Source organism: Ruminococcus sp. RTP21359st1_H3_RTP21359_211015 (assembly GCF_040909065.1).
Taxonomy (GTDB): domain Bacteria; phylum Bacillota; class Clostridia; order Oscillospirales; family Ruminococcaceae; genus Hominimerdicola; species Hominimerdicola aceti.
Genome location: NZ_JBDGDD010000003.1, coordinates 76347 through 98663, shown reverse-complemented (window position 1 = coordinate 98663; position 22317 = coordinate 76347). Strand labels below are relative to the sequence as shown.

The window sequence follows — 22317 nt, the reverse complement described above, 5'->3', positions numbered from 1 at the left end:
CAACATGAAAAAGAAAAGAATAAAAAGCAAAAACAAAGATATAGGATTTATCAGCAGCAATGGTATCTGCATTGACGGAGATATCCTTATGAATTGTGAGCGTGAGCATAATTCAGGCTCATTTCTATGGTTTCAGATACTTCTGACCTTTTTGGCGACCATATGCACAGCGTTTATGGCAGTATCATTCCTTGATATGGAAATATACAAGACCACGATCATTTATTACTCTGCCATGCTTTCACTTGTGTTTGGTCTGATGAAATCATCACACAAGATAATTAAGTTTTCTGCACTTGGTGTGATGATACTTCATGTAATTTACCTTGTGAGCAGGATATCTACAATAAAATACGGCTTGTTCGTTGTTATAGACAGATATCTTTCAAGGGCAAATCAACCTAACTCAACTCTTGGCGTTCAGCTTAGTGGAATTTCTACTATCGACTACCCATATCTTGCGTCAAATTTTTTCGTATTTTTTATAACTCTTGTTTGCCTTGGAACGGCAGCAGCCTGCCTTTATAGGATAGATTTTCCATTGCTGTTCATCATTACATTTCCTGTTTTCGAGCTTGGAATGTATTGGGGCTGGGAACCGTCAATGTGGACTGTTATTGGTCTGTTTGTATGCTGGGTGACAGTGCTTGCACTGCACATAATAAACCACACAACTAACAAGGCAGGAAGAAAAAACACCTTTGCGGTGCATGAGCGAAAGCGCACGTTTTATTTTACATCTGAAAAGCAAAAAGCTTGTTTCTATAACGTATTCATGAAATTCACGGCTATTTTAAGTTCGTTGGTACTTGTAGTTATAATGCTTTTCTCAGCAATAACAGGCTTTACACGTCCTGAGTCATTTGCAAAATACAGACATGATATTTCTACAGCAGTGTCAAATTTCTCTCTCACTGACCTGAGAAATGCTTTTTCAGATTATGACGGTGGATTTGATCTGTTTGGTATAAAAACAGTTGGTGGCACAAACGGAGGCGTTCTTGGCAAGACAGCAGGCATTAGCTTCAACGGCTCAACAGCACTAAAAGTGGTCACTCCAAAATTCTCTAATACACTATATCTCCGTGGATATGTAGCAGGCGTTTATAACGACAATAGCTGGACTCCTGTTGACGTGAATGGCAATGAAGACACCTTCTCTGATGATTTTGAGCAAGGCAAGATATGGGTGCAGGATCTGGATTATGACCTTATACAACGAAAATATGCGGATCTGACCCCTGCTCAGATTTCTGTATCTGTTCTCGGTGCAAGCAAGAAATTTGTGTATGCGCCATACGCTTCTTTATATTCAAGTGATGGAAATACAGACGATAAAAAAATGCGTCCTACCACTGAGTCATATGTCAAATTAAGTTCAACAAAGTATTCTCTTTACTATTTTGACCCCTCTCTTATAGAAGAAAGGCTTGAAGCCCTCCCTGAGGCTATAGCCACAGAAGAGCCTGCATTGTCTGTTAATAAGGACAGAGGTGTTGACGCTTACTCAGAGTTTGTTCACCAGAAATATATGGATGTTTCAAAGTCTGATGAGCTTGATAAGGCATATAAAGAGATACTCAACGAATATCTTGGCGTGGATATTTACCACAAGGGTGATTGGACTTATGAAGAAATAAGCACTGCAATAAAAAACTATTTCTCTGATAACTTCACTTATACCCTTGAACCGGGTGTTACTCCAAAAGGTGAAGATTTCATAGATTATTTTTTAGGTACACAAAAGGAGGGCTATTGTTCATATTTCGCAACAGCAGGTGCAGAACTTTTAAGAATGTTTGGCTATCCGTCAAGATATGTAGAGGGATATGTGGTGCTTAATTCACAGCTCGGTGAACCTGAAGATGATTCAACATACGAGGTAAGTGTAAAGGACAAATGTGCGCACGCATGGGCTGAGGTATTTATAGACAATGCAGGTTGGTATCCTGCAGAATTCACACCAGGTTATGATAATGATAATCCTAATCTTACACAACAAGAGAAAGACCCTAAGGAAGTTACAACAACTAAAAGCACAGAAAGCAAGCCTACGACTACCACACAAAATGGCGGTCAGGGTGGCACAACTTCAGTGGTTACTAAAAAGCCTGCAAACAGTTCAAAAGCTTCAACAACAAAGAAAACAAATTCTGCAAGCAACGGACATGGTGCCGGAGTGATGTCAGGCGCTGGGAAAACTTCTGTTTCATCAAGAATAACAGAAAACAACAGCGACCATGGCTCATTTGTAGGAATTATCATCACTCTGGGCGGACTTCTGCTTATAGGCTTCGGCATTGTAGTCCATAGAGATGTAAAAGTAAAGAAAATGCGTTCGGAACTAAGTAATGGGGACAATAGATCACGCACTGTGGCGGTATACCGCTATATGCTCAAATATTTAAAGCTTATAGGCATTGCCGACAGCAGAAATATTACAGACTTACAGCTTTGTGACAGGTTAACAGAAAAATGCCAGGAAATGCAAATCAATGATTTCTCCCATATGATAAAATATATCGGAGAACTTGCAGTCAAAGCGGAAATGAGCAACTCAGTAATATCTGATGGGGAACTTGAAACTGCACTTTCTTATTTTGAAATCGTAAAGGACAAGATCGTCCTGCCAAAACTTTCGGGAGCTAAGCTTCTTAATGCAAAATTTGTTTACTGTCTATATTAGAGGGAAAAAAAGCCACGCTCGGTGTGGCTTTTTTAACCTCAATGATAATACCAAAAAGCTGATAGGTGATTTTTTTATATGAAGTATATGTTTAATGCAAATATGGATATGATATTATCAGTAGGATAACTTTTTGAATATTTTAGAAAGGAATGATCGGATTGCGAAAAATAAAAAATACAATAATATTTATTGTTACAGTTGCTATACTTACAATGTTCTGCTCTTGCTGTAAACGCTCTGAGATAAAACTGGGATCCGGCAACGAAGGTGGTATATATTATAAATTTGCTGACACTCTCAGTGATATTGATGAAAACATCACAAATATAAGAACGGCTGGTTCTCAGGCTAACATGAGGCTTTTAAAGGACGGCTTTATCAACATGGGAATAGTCCAAAGTGATGTCCTGTCTGAAGCAGTGAATGGCACAGGAGATTTTAATGGTAACAAAATAAACAACGTCCGTGCAGTTGCGGCTCTATACATGGAGTCTTTTCAGATAATCGTTCCGGCTGACTCAGATATTCAAACTCCTGCTGATCTTAAAGGCAAAAAGGTCTCTGTGGGCGAAGAAGATTCTGGCGTAGCAAAAAATGCTGAATACATTTTAAACTCTGTAAGTCTTGACTATAACATGATAGATGTGTGCAACATGAACTATCAGAAGTCTGCTGAGGCACTTAAAAACGGCTCTATCGATGCATTTTTCGTGGTACTTGGTGCTCCATGTGATGTTATAACACAGCTTTCTGAGGAAACAGATATAAGAATATTGCCTCTTGATGACAGAACGATATCATATATGACGAATCTTTATGACGGATACTATGAAACTGTAATAAAGGCAGGAACTTATAAAGGCATTGACGAGGACGTCAAGACTGTCGGCGTAAAGGCTGTTCTTGTGGCAAGCCAAAAGATGGACAGCGACACTGTAGCAGATATCACGAAAATGCTTTTTGAGGAAAATGACCAGATAAAGAAAAGAATCTCATTTGCGAATAATGACACAAAATTTGCGACAGATAATATCCCGTGTGCTTTTCACAAAGGGGCAGTGGAATATTATAACAGCATTGGAACTGCTATAACAGAGGAGGATCAAATTTGAAAACAATAAATGTGGATATGTATCAAACTCTTGCGGTGGCAGTAGGAGTCTTGTATTTAGGGGGATTTCTCAAAAAGAAAGTCAGATTTCTTGAAACCTTCTGTATTCCCTCTCCTGTCATCGGCGGAATTATTTTTGCTATCATATCATGTATTCTTCACGTCGCAGGAATAGTCGAATTTCAGTTTGATGAAACGCTAAAAACGGTTTGCATGGTCATGTTCTTCACTTCTGTTGGCTTTCAGGCAAACATTAAAGTTTTAAAAGCAGGAGGTAAAAGTCTTATTGTATTTTTATTATGCCTGATAGTGCTGATATTTGCGCAGAATGCAGTTGCAGTGGGGCTTTCAAAGCTATTGGGAGTAAGCTCGCTGGTAGGTATGTGTACAGGATCTATCCCTATGGTAGGCGGTCACGGAACGTCAGGTGCTTTTGGCACAGTGCTTGAGGACCTTGGTCAGCAAGGAGCAACAAGCCTCTGCACAGCAGCGGCTACTTTTGGATTGATTATAGGCTCTGTAATGGGCGGACCTATCGGCAGAAAGCTTATACTAAAACACGATCTGCTGAAAACTGTTATTCCTGAGGACGACTCTATACTTGTCGAGGACGAACAAAAACATCACCGTTCTGTAAGCATGTATGCACCTGCAGCTTATCAGCTTGCGATAGCAATGGGAATAGGCACGTTTGTATCATGGGTGCTTTCATATTCAGGCATGACTTTTCCTGTGTATATCGGATCAATGATCGTTGCAGCGTTTATGAGAAATATCGGTGAATACAGCGGTAAAATACACATACACATGGGTGAAATAAATGATATCGGTGGTATTTGTCTTTCACTTTTTCTCGGAATAGCCATGATAACATTGAAACTCTGGCAGCTTGCCGAGCTTGCATTGCCTATGATAATCATGCTTGTTGCACAGGTGCTTCTCATGGCAATGTTCTCATACTTTATCGTATATAATATAATGGGCAGAAACTATGATGCGGCAGTGCTTGCGGCAGGAACTTGCGGCTTCGGAATGGGTGCAACGCCAAACGCTATGGCTAATATGCAGGCTTTAACAGCAAAATTTGCCCCTTCAATAAAGGCTTATATGCTTGTTCCTATTGTTGGAAGTATGTTTGCCGATTTTATAAACAGCCTTGTTATAACAGGATTTATCAACTTTATTAATTAACGGAGGAAAAGAATATGAAAAAAAAGAACAAACATCTTGACTGTTATACAGATAACCTTGCTTTTCCAGAAGTTCACGTTGAAGATGTAAAAACTGAGAATGATGAAAACGAAAATAATAGCGAATCAGGTGTAATATTCGACAACTTAGCAATACCTGAGATAAAAATAAAGCCCAAGAAAAGGAAAAGATAACACAAAAAACGATTTTCTGTTTATTTTCAGAAAATCGTTTTTTTTATTTCATATTGGAGATATATTCTCTTATCTCTTTTTCCACACGGATAACGTCCTCGTGAAGCTCCTGAGCTGACATTCTGAAAGCGCCGCTGCCCATGATTATGACCTGCTCCATGCCGTCAGATGTGGCGACCCTTACTTTATGCTCTCGGCTGAGCTTGTGAGAAGTGCGTTCGATATAAGTGTCAGCCGTTTCGGCTTCTTTGGTGTAAACTATACTAATATTGTGGTAATTTTCCACTACACGCTCCTGCTCTTTGACCTTGTATGCGTCAAAGACGAGTATCAGCTCACATTGCTTGTATCCCTGATAGTTGCAAAGCCTGTTTACAAGCATACTTCGTGCAAGGTCAAGGCTCTCGTTGGCAGCCTTTTTCAGCTCGTCCCAAGAGAAAATTATGTTATAGCCGTCAACCAGCAAATATTCCACGCCTGAGTATATCTGCTTCGGCTTTGACGCTGACTTTACAGATTTTTCAGGTCTGCGCATCGCATAGTACTTATCACGTTCTATCTTTCCGTAAGTGCGCTCAAATATCTCCATAAGCTCCTTATCGCTTGCTGCACGTCTTACAAAATCTTCGGCACGAGCGTATGTCTGTGACTGAGAAACCTGCCTGCGTTTGTCCTCTGGAGGTATGTGAAGCTTATCAGGAACTTCGTTCCATTTGACATTGTAACCTGCGCCATGAGAGCAAAATACAGAATCTGCCGTATTTTCAAGATCTCTGTCAGGATCGTAGCCATATTCTTCAAGCACAACTTCTGTATTATGACATTCACGGTAACCGTCAGAAGTGCATATCAGCTTTCCAACGCCCTTGGTGTAGCTTATGACCTGCGACTGATAGCCTCGCATTTCCGCCACCGGTGCACTTCCCTTTATAACGGAAAATTCGCCCGATACCTCCGGCTGTGAGAAAACTCCGCCCATGTTCTGTATATCTGTTATAGCACGTCCCACGTTCTGCTGTGGAACTTCAAGTGTGAAGCTGTAATAAGGCTCAAGAAGAACGGACTTTGCGTTTCTAAGTCCCTGTCTGACGGCACGATATGTTGCTTGACGGAAGTCGCCGCCCTCTGTGTGTTTAAGGTGCGCTCTTCCCGAAACGAGCGTTATTTTCATATCTGTAATAGGAGAGCCTGTGAGAACGCCAAGATACTTTTTCTCCTGCAAATGGGTAAGAATAAGTCTTTGCCAGTTTTTGTCCAGCGTATCTTCACTGCATTCGGTTGCAAAACGCAGACCCTTGCCACGCTCCAGTGGCTCAAGCTTTAAATGCACCTCTGCATAATGCCTGAGTGGCTCATAGTGACCATAGCCGTAGACCGTTTTATCAATAGTTTCTTTGTATGCAATGCTTCCCTCGCCAAAATCAATGTCAATATCAAAACGCCGCTTGAAAATGCTTTTCAGTATTTCAAGCTGCACCTCACCCATTATACTGACATGAATCTCGCCAAGCTGTTCATTCCAATCGACGTGAAGCTGTGGATCTTCATTTTCAAGCACACGGAAATACGACAGCAGAGTGTGCATATCCAAATCACACACAGGCTCGACACGATAGGTAAGAACAGGCTCCAACAGTGGTTTTGCAGAATCCTGCTCAAAACCAAATCCCTGACCTGCATAGGTTTTAGTCAACCCTTCAACAGCGCAAACAACGCCAGTTTCAGCGTTATCCGCATTACGATATTTTGCCCCTGAATATATTCTTATCCTGCTGACCTTTTCCGAGAAGCTTTCACCGTCAGCCGATGAATAATCTACTAGATCTCTAACCTTAAGACAGCCACCTGTTATCTTCATAAAAGTCAGGCGTGAGCCACCGTCCTCTGAAATTTTATACACTTTTGCACCAAAAGTACCGCTGTCATTTACACACGGTGCAAGTTCTGCAAGGGCGTTCATAAATTTTTCTATGCCCTGTGATTTTAAAGCTGAGCCGAAAAAGCATGGAAATACTTTTCTATGAGCCACGGCATCTGACAGTATCTTGTCAGACATTGATCCCGATTCAAGAAACTCATTCATAATATTTTCATCAAAAAGGGCGCAATCCTCTGCGACTTCGGACTTCATACGGCAGAAATCCACAAATCCACTGCCAAGACGACCCTCTAAACTGTTCATGACGAAGGTTTTATCAGCGCCGTCCAAGTCCATTTTATTTACAAAAACAAAGGTTGGGACGTTATAACGCTTTAACAGCCTCCAAAGAGTTTGAGTGTGGCTCTGCACACCGTCAGTGCCGCTTATAACAAGCACTGCAAGATCAAGCACCTGCAAGGCACGCTCAGTTTCCGCCGAAAAATCAACGTGACCAGGTGTGTCAAGCAAGGTGAAAGATGTGTTTTTATATTCAAATTCTGCGGGTTTTGAGAAAACAGTTATACCTCTGTTTTTTTCAATCATATCCGTGTCAAGAAAAGCGTCGCCGTGGTCTACACGTCCGATCTTTCTTATTTCGCCCGACAAATAAAGCATTGCTTCCGAAAGCGTTGTCTTGCCTGAGTCGACGTGGGCGATTATGCCTATTACTGTTTTTTTCATATTTTCTTCCTATTTGCTAAATTTCAATGTACTCCATTTCATTCTTCATTTGCACAAATCCAAACTTTTCATATAAAGACCTGCCCATTTCTGCGATATAAAGGGTTCGTATATATGCTTTCTTCATGCTATCTAATTATAAATCATTTTCAAGAAAGTTTTGTATTTTATCATTAAGAAACATCAGAACATCCTTATGATCAGACAAAATGTCCGTTTCAAATCTTTCCTTATTTAGAAAGTATTCAACCATAATTCTATTATCATCCTGATACGATTCTAATAAACTTTCTATCGACAAGGGATAAACTCCTGTTGCACAAAAGCGTTCTTGTCTTAATGCAAACATGAGCGGCTTCAAAATATATGTCGAAATTTTTTGGTGCGTAAGTAATTCTTTTGGCTCATCTACACATATATAATGGCGAACACTCATTAAAATATTTGCTAAATTTTTCTTATAGGATAACTGTATCTTTTCATTTATATTTTCGATTTTCACCAATTGCTCACCATACAATAAAACACTATTTAGTTCAGCAATTGCATATTCTGACCAATCTTCAAATATTTTGCTTTTATATTCGTCTACGGATAAGCATTGAGTATTTATCTCCAACAAATCATAAGGGATAGATGTGTTTCTTGCACAATGCCCAACATTTTCTAAGACATATTGATTTATTGTACTAAAGATACAAAACACGTCTAAATCAGAATTATCATTTGCATCTCCTCTCGCATAACTTCCAGTCAAATAAACCATTAATAAGTATTCACCTAATCTATTTTTTAAAGCTGACACAAATTCACTCAATACTTTCTCATAATCATGATTTACTTTATTTGCTGGTATCACTCTTCTCATAAACAAGTTCCTTCATTATTTAGTCTGTTACTTCTGGGTCTCCAATTTCTTCATTTCCTAAATAAACTTTATACGCTTTTCCTTCATACAAATTCATGATCTGTCGGCGTAATTTTGAAGGATATAATGGTGTTGTATTTAATGTTTTAATATCTAACCAATCATATCCAACTTGATTTGTATCACTTTGCAAGACGGCATTTTCAAGTTTTCCAATATACTCACATAAAAACACCAAATCTACACGATGAAATTTTTCTCCATGTAAACCCTCTATAACAAACGCTAAATCTTTCACAACTACCCGCAATCCCATTTCTTCTGCCACTTCTCTACAAACTGCTTCAGGAAGAAGTTCCTCCACATCTTGTCCGCCGCCGGGCATAATATACCATTCTTCTTTTCCGTCACTTATTTTGATTGCCAACATCTTATCATCTTTAATAATTAATGCTTTTGCTGCATTTCTTACAGTTCTATCCATAATATCTCCAACGTTACTTGTATCGCTGTGGAACTGTTGTCACCACAAACATATTATCCTATACGCTAAACTGCCATGCCCTATAAAAAGCGGCATGTTTAACCAATGTGTGTAAACCACACCGCTAAGCTAACTGTCCTGATTTACTGCGCTTTCCTTGTTATCAATACCACACACTCCACGTGGCTCGGTTGTTCAACGAAAAACATACTCAACCCCTATTGTACGAGGAAATGGTGGAACGCACCTTTTCCATTAAAATCTAGTGGTTCGAGCCTGTGATAACCTTGAATTATCCTATAATTTGTATAGGCAAACAGGGTAAAGCTCTGTTCCTTAAACTTCATTTTTCATGTCATCCCCACAAGCTGGAATTTAACTAATGTATGCCATTTTATCAGTCGGCCATGATCTCCTAAGAGCCACATAGGAGATTAAAAAGTTTGCAAGCCAGCCAACTGGTATCGCAAGCCAGACAAAGGCAATGCCGAAACGTGGTGCACAGATCAGGGCAACGGACAGACGAATCGCAAGATTCACTATGTTTGCAACGAGGAACGGACGCATAATTCCGAGACCACGAAGAACTCCATCGGTTGCCATCTTGATACCCATGAAGATGAAAAAGTAACCAAGCCACCTCATATAATCACCAGACACCTGATAGGCAAACGCCGTTCCGTCTTTTCCTAAGAACAGTGAGGAGATCTGCGTATGCAGCGCTTCAATGGTCACAAACGCAATGACCGCAAAGCACAGATCCAGCACCAGTGCAACATGGTAGCCTTTTTTGATACGATCAATTTTCTTTGCACCAAGATTCTGGGAAACATACGGCGAAACCGCATTGCCGATGGATACAAAGATCAAAGAAAAAACATTTTCCACCCTCATCGTTGCTGCATACCCGGCGAGTGCCTGTGTACCGAAAGGATTTACCACTGCCTGCACGATCATCATACCGATAGACACTGTGGACTGCTGCAAAACCGATGGTACCGCAATGCGAAGCATGGAATACAGCTCCTGCCGGTCGAACCTGCTAAAGGAGCTCTTGTATTGCCGCATCCGAGACAGAAAGATCAAAAACGAAAACACAGCTGAAATTCCCTGTGCAATCAGGGTTGCAATAGCCGCACCGAACACACCGAGACCTAGCCCGGCTACCATCCAAAGATCCATTAAAATATTCAGGATGGACGAAAAAATCAGCAGTCCTAGCGGAATTTTGGATTCGCCGATTGAGGTGAACATGGTAGAAAGAATGTTATACATAAACAGAAACGGAAAGCCCACAAAATAGACCCGCAGATACAGTACTGCATCATCCAGTATGTCGGCAGGGGTTTGCAGTCCACTCATCAACGAGTTGGCGAAGAAAAAGCCAAAAACACCAAGGACTATACTTAGAAGCAAAAAGCTAATCAAGGAGGTTGACACGATTGTTTTCATTTTGCCATACTCCCTGGCTCCGAAATAACGGCTTACAAGCACACCGGCTCCGACACCGGCTCCCAGTGCCACACAAATGAACACATTGGTCAATGCTGCACATGCACCGACAGCTGCAAGTGCGGAAGAACCAACAAACTGGCCGACAATAACAGAGTCGGCCATATTGTATATTTGCTGAAAGAAACTTCCAATAATCATTGGCATTGCAAAAACCGTCAACGCTTTGAAGGGCGTATCGGTTATCAAATACTCATCTTTCGACATTATCATATTCCTCCATGGTATCTTGTATCGTGGTATCCCATTCACTTACCTTCTCAAATTCCGATTTGTCAATTTCGTTAAATATGAATTTTATCTTTCTCCAGTGGATACAGATATGTAATCGGATTTTGTGCCGACTGATTCTACTTCAATCCGGCTATCGACTTTCCAATGTAGAACGATTCATTCTCATCCAACGGAAATCCCTGCTCATATCTTTCATCCACAAAAAAATAATCTATTTTCAGTTTTTGGTGTAAGAACAATATCCTGTCTTGGAAGTCTGTCATTTGCCTCTTTACATACAAACCACTCTGATGGCTTATATACGGCAACAATCAAAGAGTTGTAAACACCGAAAACATACTCAACCCCTATTGTACAAGAAAATGGTGGAACGCACCTTTTCCCTTAAAATCTAGTGGTTCGAGCCTGTGATAACCTTGAATTGCTCTATAATTTGTATAGGCAAACAGGGTAAAGTTCTGTTCCTTAAACTTCATTTTTCATGTCATCCCTACAAACTGGAATTTAAGTTTTTCGTCTATTCCTTATTGAATAGATAATTGTTATAGTTAATGTACACAAAATTAAAATATGTAAAATGGTATGATATACATCAGGTATGTATTTGCCTTCTACATCAATCCAGTGAATTGTTTCTGAGAAATATTTAATTTTACCATCTAAGGATCCCATAAATCCACTGTTAAAAATAGTATACCACTCGTGACACATAAGTTGTATAACAAGCCACATTGACATCAACCCGATAGCAATATATTTTCCAATATTTTCTTTTACAAGAAACAGTATTATTGTAATCAAATAAATCAAAAAGAATATACCATCTTCTTTATATGACCTTGTAACTAAACATTTGTTTCCAAAATACAAACCTGTCATATCAAGAAAAAACCATAATAATAATGCAATCTGTGCAACAATACATTATCTTTTCCTCATTTACACAACCTCTTCAAATTCCGATTTGTCAATTTCATTAAATATGAATTTTATCTTTCTCCAGTGGATACAGATATGTAATCGGATTCTGTGCCGACTGATTCAATTTCAATCCGGCTATCGACTTCCCAATGTAGAACGATTCATTCTCATCCAACGGAAATCCCTGCTCATATCTTTCATTCACAAAAAAATAATCTATTTTCAGTTTTCGGTGTAAGAACAATATCCTGTCCTGAAAGTTTTACTACCATATAAAATTACACTACTCTCAAACCTCAAATTTAAGATAATGACACTACTCATCAGTGCATTTTATATTAGGCAGTAATTATATTATAGCATACAAATATAAAAAGTCAACAAAATTCAGATAACGCACATATCCTTTGATAGTGTAGAATTGGTTTACAAGAATGGTGACTCTGGTCAACAGTATCTTTCTATCGTCTATGTGAATGGTATCAGAAAGCAGTGGCTCTTTTATCCTGATTACATCATTAAGACTACTGACGAAAATGTTTGGATTATCGAAACTAAAGGTGGTATGCAGGCTGGTCACACCAAAAATATTGACCGTCAGGTCGAAAATAAGTTTAATGCATTTAAGGGATACGCCAAGAAGTACAACCTTCATTGGGGCTTTGTGCGTAACATTGATGAGGAATTGTACATAAATAATACAATCTACACTGAAGATATGTCAGGAGATAATTGGATTTCACCGGATGATGTGCTAAAATAAATTCTCAGCCTTGAATAATTGAATTGAATTAAAAATGAGCTGCTGCACATAATGCAATAGCTCATTTTCGTATATTCCAAATCAACCTAATTGTTCTACAAATCTTGCAAATGCTTCTTTTCCTTGTTTATCTCTCTTAAATACTCCGGCATCTTCAAGTACCTGTTCAAAAACTCTGCCGACTTCATAACGAATAATCTCCATTGCATTATCAGCGTTAAAATCAGAATATTTTTTTAGAATTTCACTTGCCCAAATTGCATGAGATGCAATTTTATCATCTGTAGCAATCTCTTTGCCGGACAGCATTGCATCTTTTAAAAGTGTCAGTTCATCTGCTAAACGCGCCGGAAGAACAGCAAGTCCCATCACTTCAATCAATCCGATGTTTTCTTTTTTGATATGATGTAAGGTAGGATTCGGATGGAACACACCTAACGGTCTTTCTTTCGTTGTAATATTGTTTCTCAATACCAAGTCGCATTCAAATCCAGAAGAAGTTGCTCTTGCAATTGGAGTAATTGTATTATGCAGAATTCCGTCTGTTTCTGCAAAAATTCCAACCACTTCATCCGTATATGTTCTCCATTTTGATAAAATATCAGCATATGCAGCTGCCAAAGCCGTCCTGTTTTTTGAAGAAAGACGTATCACAGACATCGGCCATTTTACAATGCCGGCACTAACATTCATATAATTTTTCAAAAGAAATGTTCTTTCAATCGGTGCTTTTGCCATTGCAAAATTATAATTGCCGCCTTGAAAGTGTTCATGCGTTAGAATGGAGCCGCCTACAATAGGAAGGTCTGCATTTGAACCGATAAAATAGTGTGGAAATTGCTCAACAAAATCAAACAGTTTATTGAATACCTGTGCATTGATTGTCATAGGAATATGCTGTTTATTAAAGACGATGCAGTGTTCATTATAATATCCATAAGGAGAATACTGCATGAACCAATCTTGGCTGTTGATATTCAACTTTACCGGACGAAGATTTTGTCTTGCAGGGTGTGTCTGGTGACCTGCGAATCCCATATTTTCAACACAAAGCTGACATTGAGGATAGGCTGATTTTTTTTGCAATTTAGCAGCAGCAATATCACGAGGATCTTTCTCTGGCTTAGAACGGTTTATAGTAATGTCAAGTGTTCCATATTCTGATTCATATGTCCACTTTAAATCTTTCGCAATTCTTTCAGCACGAACATAGTTCAGGCTTTTACTAAAAGCATAGTACCATTCTGTAGCTGCTGATGGCGAAGCAGAATATTTTCTTTGAAATGCGGCATTAACTTCTCTCGGCATAGGTGTGAAAACACCCATAACTCTTGTATCGAATAGATCACGTTGTACAGAAGTGTCTTCAATGATTCCTGCCTTTACTGCATAGTCGATCAGTGGTTCAAGAAGTTCTTCAATATTTCCCGTGAGTGGTTCTTTATCATTCCAGTCAGTCAGTTTTAGTATATCCATGAGCTGATTTCTAACAACGAAAATATCGTCATTTGTAATCAAATCAGCTTCTATTGCATGACGGATTAATCCGTTTATTGCCCTGTATATCATGATAACACCTCTTTTCAAAAACCATCTGGATGATTCTTATGCCAATTCCATGCGTCAGATATAATCTCTTCAAGGCTATCGTGTACAGGATTCCAGCCAAGAATTTTTCTTGCCTTTTCACTGGAAGCCACCAGTCGTGCAGGATCTCCGGCACGTTTTGGCGTTTCAATTGCCGGAATCGGGTGTCCTGTCACTTTTCTTGCTTTATCAATTACTTCTTTTACGGAATAGCCGACACCATTTCCAAGATTGAAAATATTGCTTTCGTTTCCGTTTTTTAAGTACTTTACAGCGAGAATATGTGCCTGAGCCAAATCGGTAACATGGATGTAGTCTCTGATACAAGTTCCATCAGGAGTATCATAATCTGTTCCATAGATGGAGATACTTTCTCTCTTTCCATTTGGGACTTGAAGAATCAAAGGGATCAAATGACTTTCCGGATTATGAGCCTCGCCGATTTTACCTGATTTGTCTGCTCCGCAAGCATTGAAATAGCGGAGAGAAACGTATCTTAGACCATGAGCTTTTGAAGTCCAATAGAACATCTTCTCCATAGCAAGTTTGGTTTCACCATATGGATTGGTTGGCTGTGTTCTGTCTGTTTCAAGAATCGGAATATTTTCCGGTTCACCATAGGTGGCAGCGGTTGAGGAAAATACAATTTTATCAATATGGTGTTCAACCATGGAATCCAAAAGAATTTTTGTTCCGCAGAGATTATTATCGTAATACTTGAGTGGATTGACAACGCTTTCTCCAACAAGAGAATATGCTGCAAAGTGAATCACTGCATCTATCTGTTCGTTTTCAAAAATATTATCAAGAAACGCCTTGTCATGCAAATCACCCAGATAAAATTTCGCATCTTTCGGAACAGCTTCGATGTGTCCGGTTGCAAGATTGTCTGCAATAATAACGCTTTCTCCGTTGCGAATCAACTCTAAAGCTGTGTGAGAACCGATATATCCTGCACCGCCTAAAACAAGTATACTCATTATTTTTCCCTCCTATTATTTGATTTCAATACCGCCAAACGGTCTGATTGTCATAATGTAGCACGAATTTTGTCCAAATATTCTGTCCATTTCCGATCTATATGCATTGACAAGATCATTTGGTACAAATGCCTGAATAGTCCCTGCGAAACCACCTCCGTGAACTCTTACAGCACCATTGCCTTTTAATATTCGTTTCCCCGCCATAATTGCAAGTGGAATACCTTGTTCCGTTGGCTTTCTGCATGAGTATAAATTTTGCAGATAGTTCATGGAGGAATCTCCCGATTCGTTTACAAGCGTGAGAAAATCCTCAAATCTGTTGTTTTTGAGAGCTTTCGTTTCTGCCTTTGCACGATAATTGTCGCCAAAAAAGTGAATTGCACGCAAGGCAGCTCTGTCAGAAATCTTCTTTTTAATATCAGGGAGATTATCCCAAAATTGATTTTCATCAACTTCACGAAGAACCTTTTTGCCGAAATATTCTGCAACTTCGTCCATTTCTGTACGAACGGCTACATAATCATCTGTCAAATCAGAATGATCTCCTTTGGTGTCTGTGATGATCAATGCATAGCCGGTTTTTGAAAGGTCAAAATCAATTTTTTGGATACTTGGATTTTGAATGTTTTGAAAATCAAGAAAAACAAATCCACCAACTGAGCAAACCAACTGATCCATCAATCCGCTTTTCTTGCCAAAATAAAAGTTTTCTGCATATTGTCCGATTTTTGCGATTTCTACTGCACCGATCTGATTGTTATTGTAATAGCTGTCAATTGCCGTTGCGATCAATGTTTCAAATGCAGCAGAAGAAGAAATACCGCTTCCACCAAGTACATTTGAAGTTGTATACATATCAAATCCGGAAATTTCTACACCTAAATCCTTAAAGCGAGCTGCAATCCCTCTGACAATTTCAGAAGAACCTTTTTCACCGATATGAACATCCAAATCGTCCAGTGAAACTGCAAATTCATCGTATCCCTCTGATTTAATTCTGATGATGTTTTCATCATGAAATGCTGCAACACCGATAACATCTAAGTCAACTGCTCCTGCAATGATACAGCCATGTTGATGATCGGTATGATTACCGCCGATTTCTGTCCTACCCGGAGCAGAATAAACGTGTATATCATTTCTATTTGGATACAGTGCTGTGAATTTCTCCACAGCACTCATATATCGTGATTTCTGACTTTCTATATCCTGTGGCTTATAAATATTTGCGAAGATATTATCAAATCCACCACAAGTAACATTGTCTTGAAAATCCTGTATTTTCATTGCTTTCCTTTCTTCTTATGATCTTAATGGCATAATTAAAATTTCCAATTTCATCGGCTGATCTGCATGAATTCTGTACTCCTCATGCACCGGTGCACCCCAGGAATCATCGCCGCCGACACCCATTTGCTTTGCAGCGATTCTGACCCATGTGTAGCGAACACTTGGAAGTTCATCTAGGTGCATTGCATTTTCGAGTTCATAGGCACTGTATGGCAGTACACTCATTTCAAACGGAGCAGATCCCTTTTGGAACGTCAGACCATGCTGCATATCATCATGGACAGAGAGCGTTCTTACACCGGTACGATTGCCGCATTCCTGCGGATTGAGATAGCCGGAAAGATTTTCTTTTGCCGTAGATTTCCACAATCCCAGTCTTGCTCCTTTGCATCGGTCGCTGTAATTTTCATCAGGGCCGAGTCCGTAATACTGAAAATTGCAAAGCTGTTTTTTCATCTTGAAGTCCAATGCAAGAACCGGCATATCGGACATACCGCTTACTCCTGCATAATTTACACTTACGCCCAGCTTTCCGTCAAAGTGTGCGGTATAGGTTACAGTAAACTCAAAAGTCGGAACACAGGCAGCCTGATATGTGAATGTGATTTTCAAAGCATCTTCCTGTTCCAGCCATGAAACGGTTTTATACTTTGCAAATTTGCCTGCGGAATACCACTGTGCAAGATTGTACGGCTCGGAAGCACCGGTGTCATTGTCCGTCATTGCTCTCCAGAAGCTGACCTTTGGTGTGCGTGTGATATATTCAAAATCATTGTATTTCAGAGAATTGATGCCACCCTCTTTTTTGTCGAACATCATGGAGAAGTTTTCTCCGTGAACACCAATGATAACATCGCCGTATACAATCGTTGGCTTTTGCAATGTGGTTTCCGGAATCTGATTATCTTTCACTTCAAACACTTCCTGAGCAAAGGCAATTTCGTGCCCTGCATCTGCCCATAGTGTCTGATCTGCGGTAACGGCGGAAACATGATAAACATATTCTCCTGCACTGTCTATTTTGTGAAGTGTCAGTTTCATTGTCTTGCTTTCTCCGGCAGGAACATTCAGAGAAAATGTATCGGATTTCAGAACAACGCCGTTCTTTTCCAATCGTACAACAAAGGACAAGTTGTTTGTATCTGCAAAGAGATTTCGATTTTCTACGGTAAGCATTCCGTTTTGAATAGACATTCTGATGTTGGAGTAAAGAGCCTTCATTTCCTGAACCTTTGGAGAGTAGGTGCGATCGGCATAAATCACACCATTGGTGCAGAATCCGTAATCGCTTGGTCTGTCCTCAAAATCTCCGCCATAAGCCAGAACCGTTTTCCCGTCGTCATTTTTGGTTTTGATTGCCTGATCGATGTAGTCCCAGATGAAACCACCCTGATAAGCCTCATATTTGTCCTCAAGGTCAGTGTAAAGGCTCAAACCGCCAAGAGAATTGCCCATAGCGTGCATATACTCACAGCTGATATATGGTCTGCCACTGTTCTGTTTCAGGTATTCTTCCACTTCCTGCGGTTTTGCGTACATACGGCTTTCCATATCCGTGATAGAATCATACTGATGATTCGGAACTCTTGTAACGCCCTCATAATGCACCAGTCTTGTCGGGTCTACGCTTCTGAAATATTCCGACATTGCAGCAATATCTTCTCCGCAGTAGGATTCGTTTCCGCAAGACCAGATGAGAACACTTGCGTGATTCTTGTCACGTTCATACATCGATTTTGCTCTGTCCAGTACAGCTTCTTTCCATTCCGGAAGTGAACCCGGTACATTCCAAGACGGATCTGTTACACCAAGCTTCTGCCATGTACCGTGTGTTTCCAGATTGGTTTCATCAATCAGATAAATGCCATATACATCACAAAGCTGATACCAAAGAGAATTATTCGGATAATGACAGGTACGAACTGCATTGATATTGTTTTTTTTCATGAACTGAATGTCAAACAGCATATCTTCCTTTGTGATTGCTCTGCCTGTTTTAGCATCAAATTCGTGTCGATTGATACCCTTGAAAATAATACGTTTTCCATTCAGGCACATGATTCCGTTTTTCAGTTCAAATCGGCGGAATCCGACCTTGGTTCTGCTGACCTCGATTTCATTTCCGCTTTCGTCTGTCAGAATCACTGTAAACGTGTAGAGATTCGGTATTTCGGCACTCCAAGGCTTGCTATTTTCAATTGTCCAGTTTACAGATTCCTTTTCATTGGATTGTGCGATGACCGTTCCATTTTCATCTGTCAAGATCGATCTCACAGAACACTTGCCCGCAATATCCAGCGTTGCAGAGAAGATACCATTTGTACCGTCATAATCTGCAATCACTCTCATATCACGAACATGGGCAGACGGTGCCGCATAAAGGAATACGTCACGGAAAATGCCGGAGAATCTCCAGAAATCCTGATCTTCCAGCCAGCTTGCAGAACTTCTTTTGAACACTGCAACAGCAAGTTTGTTGTCCTTTTCACGGATATATGGTGTCAGTTCAAATTCAGACGGTGTAAAAGAATCCTCGCTGTAGCCGATAAATTTGCCGTTCAGCCAGACATACATAGCAGTTTCCACACCCTGAAAAGAAATGAATAAACGCTTGTTTTTCAGAGCATCGTTCAAGTCAAAATATCTGACGTAGCTGCCGACAGGGTTGTCCTTTTCAGAGATAAACGGCGGACGGAGATGCTCCTGTCCCTCCCAAGGATAAATGGTGTTGACGTACTGCAGTTTGCCATATCCCTGCAATTCCATGTGTCCCGGAACCTGAATGTTGTCAAAATTGTCAGTGCTGTCGCTTTCTTCATAGAACTTTTGCTGCCATTCAGACGGATTATTTGCCCACGCAAATTTCCAGGTGCCGTTCAGATTCTGAATCAGAGAGGAATTGTCTGCATCGGCTTCCAAATGGTTTGCATAGATTCTGTGGTCGGAATGTGCTGCGATTCTGTTGACTGCAAACACTTCCGGATCGGTCAGCCAGTCAAGTGTATATTTCATATTGTTTCCTCCATTTTAGTTCTTTGATTCCATCACAACTTCATTTTCAGATATTCCAAGTTTTTCTTTGATTTCCGCATTTGCCTTTTCAACATTCATCTTTGAAAGAATAAATGTGATGATCAGATCCAGTGCAAACGGAACGATCAGATACATAATGTGAAGCATATTGATAGCAGAATCAGGCTGTACTGTCAAAGTGCCCTTGAATCCGCTAAAGTCGAGCAAAAGACCGACAATTGCTGTTCCAAGTCCACCACCAATTTTTACACCAAGTGATGTGCAGGAGTACATGATTCCATCAACGTGCTTGTGTTTGGTAAGCCAGCTATATTCAGAGCATGATGCGATGACTGCATTCATATCACCTTGCCATGGACCTTGACCGAGTGCTGCAAGTGCTGTAAATGCAAGCATCAGCGGAATGTTTCCCATGTATCCGGCAACTGCTACCAGAAGTCTGCCAACTGTTGCTACCATGTAGCTGTATTTGTTCAGCTTATACATTCCGTTCCATTTTTGTACGACGGTAGGAGTGAAGATCAAGGCGATAATCAAAGGAATATTGATAAACCACGCAAATGTGCCGAACATATTCTCATCTGCGAGAACATATTTTGCATAGTATGTTCCAACACCGATCATCGCACCATAGAACTGCTGCAAAATATAGGTTACTGTGATCATCACATAATATTTGTTGTGTACGAGAATTTTGAATGCTTCGCCAAAACTGTATTTGGTTTCTTCTATTTTTGTTTCACTGTCTGCAAGTTCCTCATCAGAAAGTTCCTTTACAGAAAGAGCGGAAATTGTATTTACAATAAGACCGATAACCGCATAAATAATTGCGACTGTTCTCCAGCCATTTGCACCACCGCCCACTGCTTCAACAAATTGGAATGTAACAGCCTGAATCAGGAGGCTTGTTCCAAATGCGAAGATAAAGCGATAAGAACCCATCTGAACTCTTTCCTTGCTGTTCTTTGTAACAAGAGCGGTCAGAGCGGAATATGCGATGTTGTTTGCCGTATAAAATACACTGTTAAGAAGTGTGTAGCAGATAAAGAACCATGCGTACTGAGCAAAATCATCCATGTTCATCGGGATTGCAAATACACCAATCAAGGTAATTGCACAGCCGATAAAACCATAAAGCATCCACGGTTTTGCCTTGCCCATTTTCGTATGTGTCTTATCAATCAACGTACCAAAAATGATGTCTGTTATTCCATCAAAAATCTTCGATACAGCAATGAGAACGCCAATAACACCTGCGTTTAATCCAATCGTGTCGGTAAGATAGATCATTACGAATGATGTCAGCAATGCATAGACAACGTTTCCTGCAACATCGCCGGAACCATAACCGACTTTGTTATACCACTTTAAGTATGTTTTTTCTTTGCTCATAATAGAGCTCCTTTCATTGTTTGTATGCCCACATGGACAGAATTTTCCCATAATGAATGATACGAACTGCTTTTCATCTTGCAAAAACGAAATAATGCCATCGTCAGAATAGATGATTATTTTTTTGAGTATAAAGAATTTTTACTGAATTCAACATGAAATTACAATGAAAGACGTCTTTTTTTAATTCTTTCCTCTCATTTCTTGACTCTATTATATCACACAAAACGGCTTAAAAAATACACAAAGTTATAAAATATATGCACAAAGTTTAGGATTTTTCTTGTAATCAGTGCTCAGGTGTGATATACTATAGTTATAGAAGCAAGGAGGTGCTTTTTATGTTTATGAATGTTGCCTATTTAAACAACTCTACATCTACTGTAGTGGATAATACGAAACCTTTGATTGTAACAAGCTGTGGAAATTATCGTGTGAAAAATCGTTCTGAAGTAGTAACACATCGTCCGAAGGGAAGAAAAGATTATCAGCTTTTATATATTGCCTCCGGAAAAGGACATTTTTTCATTCACGGAGAAGAAAAAACGGTTTCAGCCGGAAATATTATTATATATTTGCCGGATCAACCACAGGAATATGTTTATTATCGTGCAGATCAAACCGATGTTTATTGGGTGCATTTTACCGGAAATGAAGTAGAAGAAATTTTAAAGTATTACAATATCAACCTGAAAAATAATATTCTCTATATTGGAACATCTCCCGATTATCAGTGGTTATTTGGTCAGATGATTCAGGAATTGCAGCTTTGCAGACCACGGTATGATGAATTGATTTCTTTGCAGCTGCGAAATATTTTTGTTTTGATAAGCCGTGCAATCATGAGTGCAAAGAAATTCAGCAGCACCAGTGAAAAAGAAGTTGCTTTTGCGATGCACTATTTTCGTAAAAATTACAACACAGAAATCAGCATTGAGGAGTACTCCGAATCCAGAGGGCTTAGCAACTGTTGGTTTATTCAGTGCTTTAAAGAAATCACAGGTTCCAGTCCGCTGCAATATATCTTAAAGCTGCGAATCTCCAACGCACAAAGTTTGTTAGAAAATACGGACTACACCATTACTGAAATTGCAAATATGGTTGGATACACCAATTCGCTTTATTTCAGCAGACTATTTCATAAATACATTGGTATGTCACCAAAAGAATATCGAAAAGTAAAACTCAAAGAAAATCTCAGGGAGTAAAAAACAAAACTCGTTTGGCTAAAACTAAGCCAAACGAGTTTTGTTGATTTTTGATCAGAAATAAGGAATGGCTACATTAACAAACACGTCTGAATCGCAATCTCATCAGCCTGCAGCTCGAAGAGATTTTCAAGCTGCCAAACCTTAGCCGTGTCGGCATTTTTCATCGCAAGTGCATATTCAGGATCAGTAGCACGCATTTTGTTCCAGATTTTCCATAATCAGCAGAGAAGATTTTGAAAAGGTACATGAAAA

The 22317-nt window shown here is 39.7% G+C and carries 16 protein-coding genes; 6 read left to right on the top strand and 10 right to left on the bottom strand.

Annotation, left to right across the window (positions count from 1 at the left end):
• Positions 1–4: 4 nt before the first annotated feature.
• From AB5Z01_RS02050 to AB5Z01_RS02035, 4 genes are all read left to right on the top strand, one after another.
• Positions 5–2686: a transglutaminase family protein gene (locus AB5Z01_RS02050; RefSeq protein ID WP_195220795.1), complete on the top strand. Its 2682-nt coding sequence runs from the start codon at positions 5–7 to the stop codon at positions 2684–2686.
• Positions 2687–2847: 161 nt separating this feature from the next.
• Positions 2848–3801: a TAXI family TRAP transporter solute-binding subunit gene (locus AB5Z01_RS02045; protein ID WP_195220794.1), complete on the top strand. Its 954-nt coding sequence runs from the start codon at positions 2848–2850 to the stop codon at positions 3799–3801.
• Between the two features lie 17 nt (positions 3802–3818).
• The gene (gltS, locus tag AB5Z01_RS02040) at positions 3819–4991 is read left to right on the top strand and encodes a sodium/glutamate symporter (RefSeq protein ID WP_117923750.1); all 1173 of its coding nucleotides are present in this window, start codon (positions 3819–3821) and stop codon (positions 4989–4991) included.
• A 14-nt stretch (positions 4992–5005) separates the two neighbouring features.
• Positions 5006–5185 (top strand): hypothetical protein, encoded by a 180-nt coding sequence (locus tag AB5Z01_RS02035; protein ID WP_117923709.1) that lies wholly within the window; start codon positions 5006–5008, stop codon positions 5183–5185.
• Positions 5186–5228: 43 nt separating this feature from the next.
• On the opposite strand, the gene AB5Z01_RS02030 is transcribed toward AB5Z01_RS02035, so the two are convergent.
• The 4 genes from AB5Z01_RS02030 to AB5Z01_RS02015 all read right to left on the bottom strand — a co-directional run bounded on the left by AB5Z01_RS02030 (position 5229) and on the right by AB5Z01_RS02015 (position 10858).
• The gene (locus AB5Z01_RS02030; RefSeq protein ID WP_287216426.1) at positions 5229–7787 is read right to left on the bottom strand and encodes a translation factor GTPase family protein; all 2559 of its coding nucleotides are present in this window, start codon (positions 7785–7787) and stop codon (positions 5229–5231) included.
• Between the two features lie 136 nt (positions 7788–7923).
• Positions 7924–8655: a nucleotidyltransferase domain-containing protein gene (locus tag AB5Z01_RS02025; protein WP_038671901.1), complete on the bottom strand. Its 732-nt coding sequence runs from the start codon at positions 8653–8655 to the stop codon at positions 7924–7926.
• Between the two features lie 19 nt (positions 8656–8674).
• Entirely contained in the window at positions 8675–9139 is a 465-nt protein-coding gene (locus AB5Z01_RS02020) for an NUDIX domain-containing protein (protein WP_038671899.1), read from the bottom strand.
• A gap of 375 nt (positions 9140–9514) precedes the next feature.
• Positions 9515–10858: an MATE family efflux transporter gene (locus tag AB5Z01_RS02015; protein ID WP_117857332.1), complete on the bottom strand. Its 1344-nt coding sequence runs from the start codon at positions 10856–10858 to the stop codon at positions 9515–9517.
• 1369 nt (positions 10859–12227) lie between these two features.
• On the opposite strand from AB5Z01_RS02015, the gene AB5Z01_RS02010 reads away from it, so the two are divergent.
• Positions 12228–12569, top strand: a complete 342-nt coding sequence (locus AB5Z01_RS02010; RefSeq protein WP_368365302.1) for a hypothetical protein — start codon at positions 12228–12230, stop codon at positions 12567–12569.
• A gap of 81 nt (positions 12570–12650) precedes the next feature.
• Here AB5Z01_RS02010 and AB5Z01_RS02005 read toward each other — a convergent pair whose 3' ends face one another.
• From AB5Z01_RS02005 to AB5Z01_RS01985, 5 genes are read right to left on the bottom strand one after another with little or no spacing between them, the layout of a single operon-like run.
• A complete protein-coding gene (locus AB5Z01_RS02005) occupies positions 12651–14138 on the bottom strand; it encodes a UDP-glucose--hexose-1-phosphate uridylyltransferase (RefSeq protein WP_368365301.1) in 1488 nt (495 codons plus the stop codon).
• A 14-nt stretch (positions 14139–14152) separates the two neighbouring features.
• Positions 14153–15136 carry a UDP-glucose 4-epimerase GalE gene (gene galE, locus AB5Z01_RS02000; protein ID WP_368365300.1) on the bottom strand — a complete coding sequence of 328 codons (984 nt, stop codon included), beginning with the start codon at positions 15134–15136 and terminating at the stop codon, positions 14153–14155.
• A gap of 15 nt (positions 15137–15151) precedes the next feature.
• A complete protein-coding gene (locus AB5Z01_RS01995) occupies positions 15152–16426 on the bottom strand; it encodes a galactokinase (protein ID WP_368365299.1) in 1275 nt (424 codons plus the stop codon).
• 15 nt (positions 16427–16441) lie between these two features.
• On the bottom strand, positions 16442–19441 hold the full coding sequence (locus tag AB5Z01_RS01990) for a glycoside hydrolase family 2 TIM barrel-domain containing protein (RefSeq protein WP_368365298.1): 3000 nt from the start codon (positions 19439–19441) through the stop codon (positions 16442–16444).
• 15 nt (positions 19442–19456) lie between these two features.
• The gene (locus AB5Z01_RS01985) at positions 19457–20854 is read right to left on the bottom strand and encodes an MFS transporter (protein ID WP_368365297.1); all 1398 of its coding nucleotides are present in this window, start codon (positions 20852–20854) and stop codon (positions 19457–19459) included.
• Positions 20855–21195: 341 nt separating this feature from the next.
• Here AB5Z01_RS01985 and AB5Z01_RS01980 point away from each other — a divergent pair, with 341 nt between their 5' ends.
• Complete coding sequence (locus tag AB5Z01_RS01980; RefSeq protein WP_117865490.1) at positions 21196–22062, top strand: AraC family transcriptional regulator; 867 nt, start codon at positions 21196–21198, stop codon at positions 22060–22062.
• Positions 22063–22133: 71 nt separating this feature from the next.
• Here AB5Z01_RS01980 and AB5Z01_RS01975 read toward each other — a convergent pair whose 3' ends face one another.
• On the bottom strand, positions 22134–22262 hold the full coding sequence (locus AB5Z01_RS01975) for a hypothetical protein (RefSeq protein WP_272114668.1): 129 nt from the start codon (positions 22260–22262) through the stop codon (positions 22134–22136).
• Positions 22263–22317 lie beyond the last annotated feature (55 nt).

What these genes read in the sequence shown, in the direction of transcription:
- AB5Z01_RS01995 (WP_368365299.1), bottom strand. Translation starts at nt 16,426, where the DNA reads ATGAAAATACAGGATTTTCAAGACAATGTTACTTGTGGTGGATTTGAT.
- AB5Z01_RS02025 (WP_038671901.1), bottom strand. Translation starts at nt 8,655, where the DNA reads ATGAGAAGAGTGATACCAGCAAATAAAGTAAATCATGATTATGAGAAA.
- AB5Z01_RS01990 (WP_368365298.1), bottom strand. Translation starts at nt 19,441, where the DNA reads ATGAAATATACACTTGACTGGCTGACCGATCCGGAAGTGTTTGCAGTC.
- AB5Z01_RS02015 (WP_117857332.1), bottom strand. Translation starts at nt 10,858, where the DNA reads ATGTCGAAAGATGAGTATTTGATAACCGATACGCCCTTCAAAGCGTTG.
- AB5Z01_RS02030 (WP_287216426.1), bottom strand. Translation starts at nt 7,787, where the DNA reads ATGAAAAAAACAGTAATAGGCATAATCGCCCACGTCGACTCAGGCAAG.
- galE (WP_368365300.1), bottom strand. Translation starts at nt 15,136, where the DNA reads ATGAGTATACTTGTTTTAGGCGGTGCAGGATATATCGGTTCTCACACA.
- AB5Z01_RS02050 (WP_195220795.1), top strand. Translation starts at nt 5, where the DNA reads ATGAAAAAGAAAAGAATAAAAAGCAAAAACAAAGATATAGGATTTATC.
- AB5Z01_RS02035 (WP_117923709.1), top strand. Translation starts at nt 5,006, where the DNA reads ATGAAAAAAAAGAACAAACATCTTGACTGTTATACAGATAACCTTGCT.
- AB5Z01_RS01975 (WP_272114668.1), bottom strand. Translation starts at nt 22,262, where the DNA reads ATGCGTGCTACTGATCCTGAATATGCACTTGCGATGAAAAATGCCGAC.
- AB5Z01_RS02005 (WP_368365301.1), bottom strand. Translation starts at nt 14,138, where the DNA reads ATGATATACAGGGCAATAAACGGATTAATCCGTCATGCAATAGAAGCT.
- AB5Z01_RS01985 (WP_368365297.1), bottom strand. Translation starts at nt 20,854, where the DNA reads ATGAGCAAAGAAAAAACATACTTAAAGTGGTATAACAAAGTCGGTTAT.
- gltS (WP_117923750.1), top strand. Translation starts at nt 3,819, where the DNA reads ATGTATCAAACTCTTGCGGTGGCAGTAGGAGTCTTGTATTTAGGGGGA.
- AB5Z01_RS01980 (WP_117865490.1), top strand. Translation starts at nt 21,196, where the DNA reads ATGTTTATGAATGTTGCCTATTTAAACAACTCTACATCTACTGTAGTG.
- AB5Z01_RS02020 (WP_038671899.1), bottom strand. Translation starts at nt 9,139, where the DNA reads ATGGATAGAACTGTAAGAAATGCAGCAAAAGCATTAATTATTAAAGAT.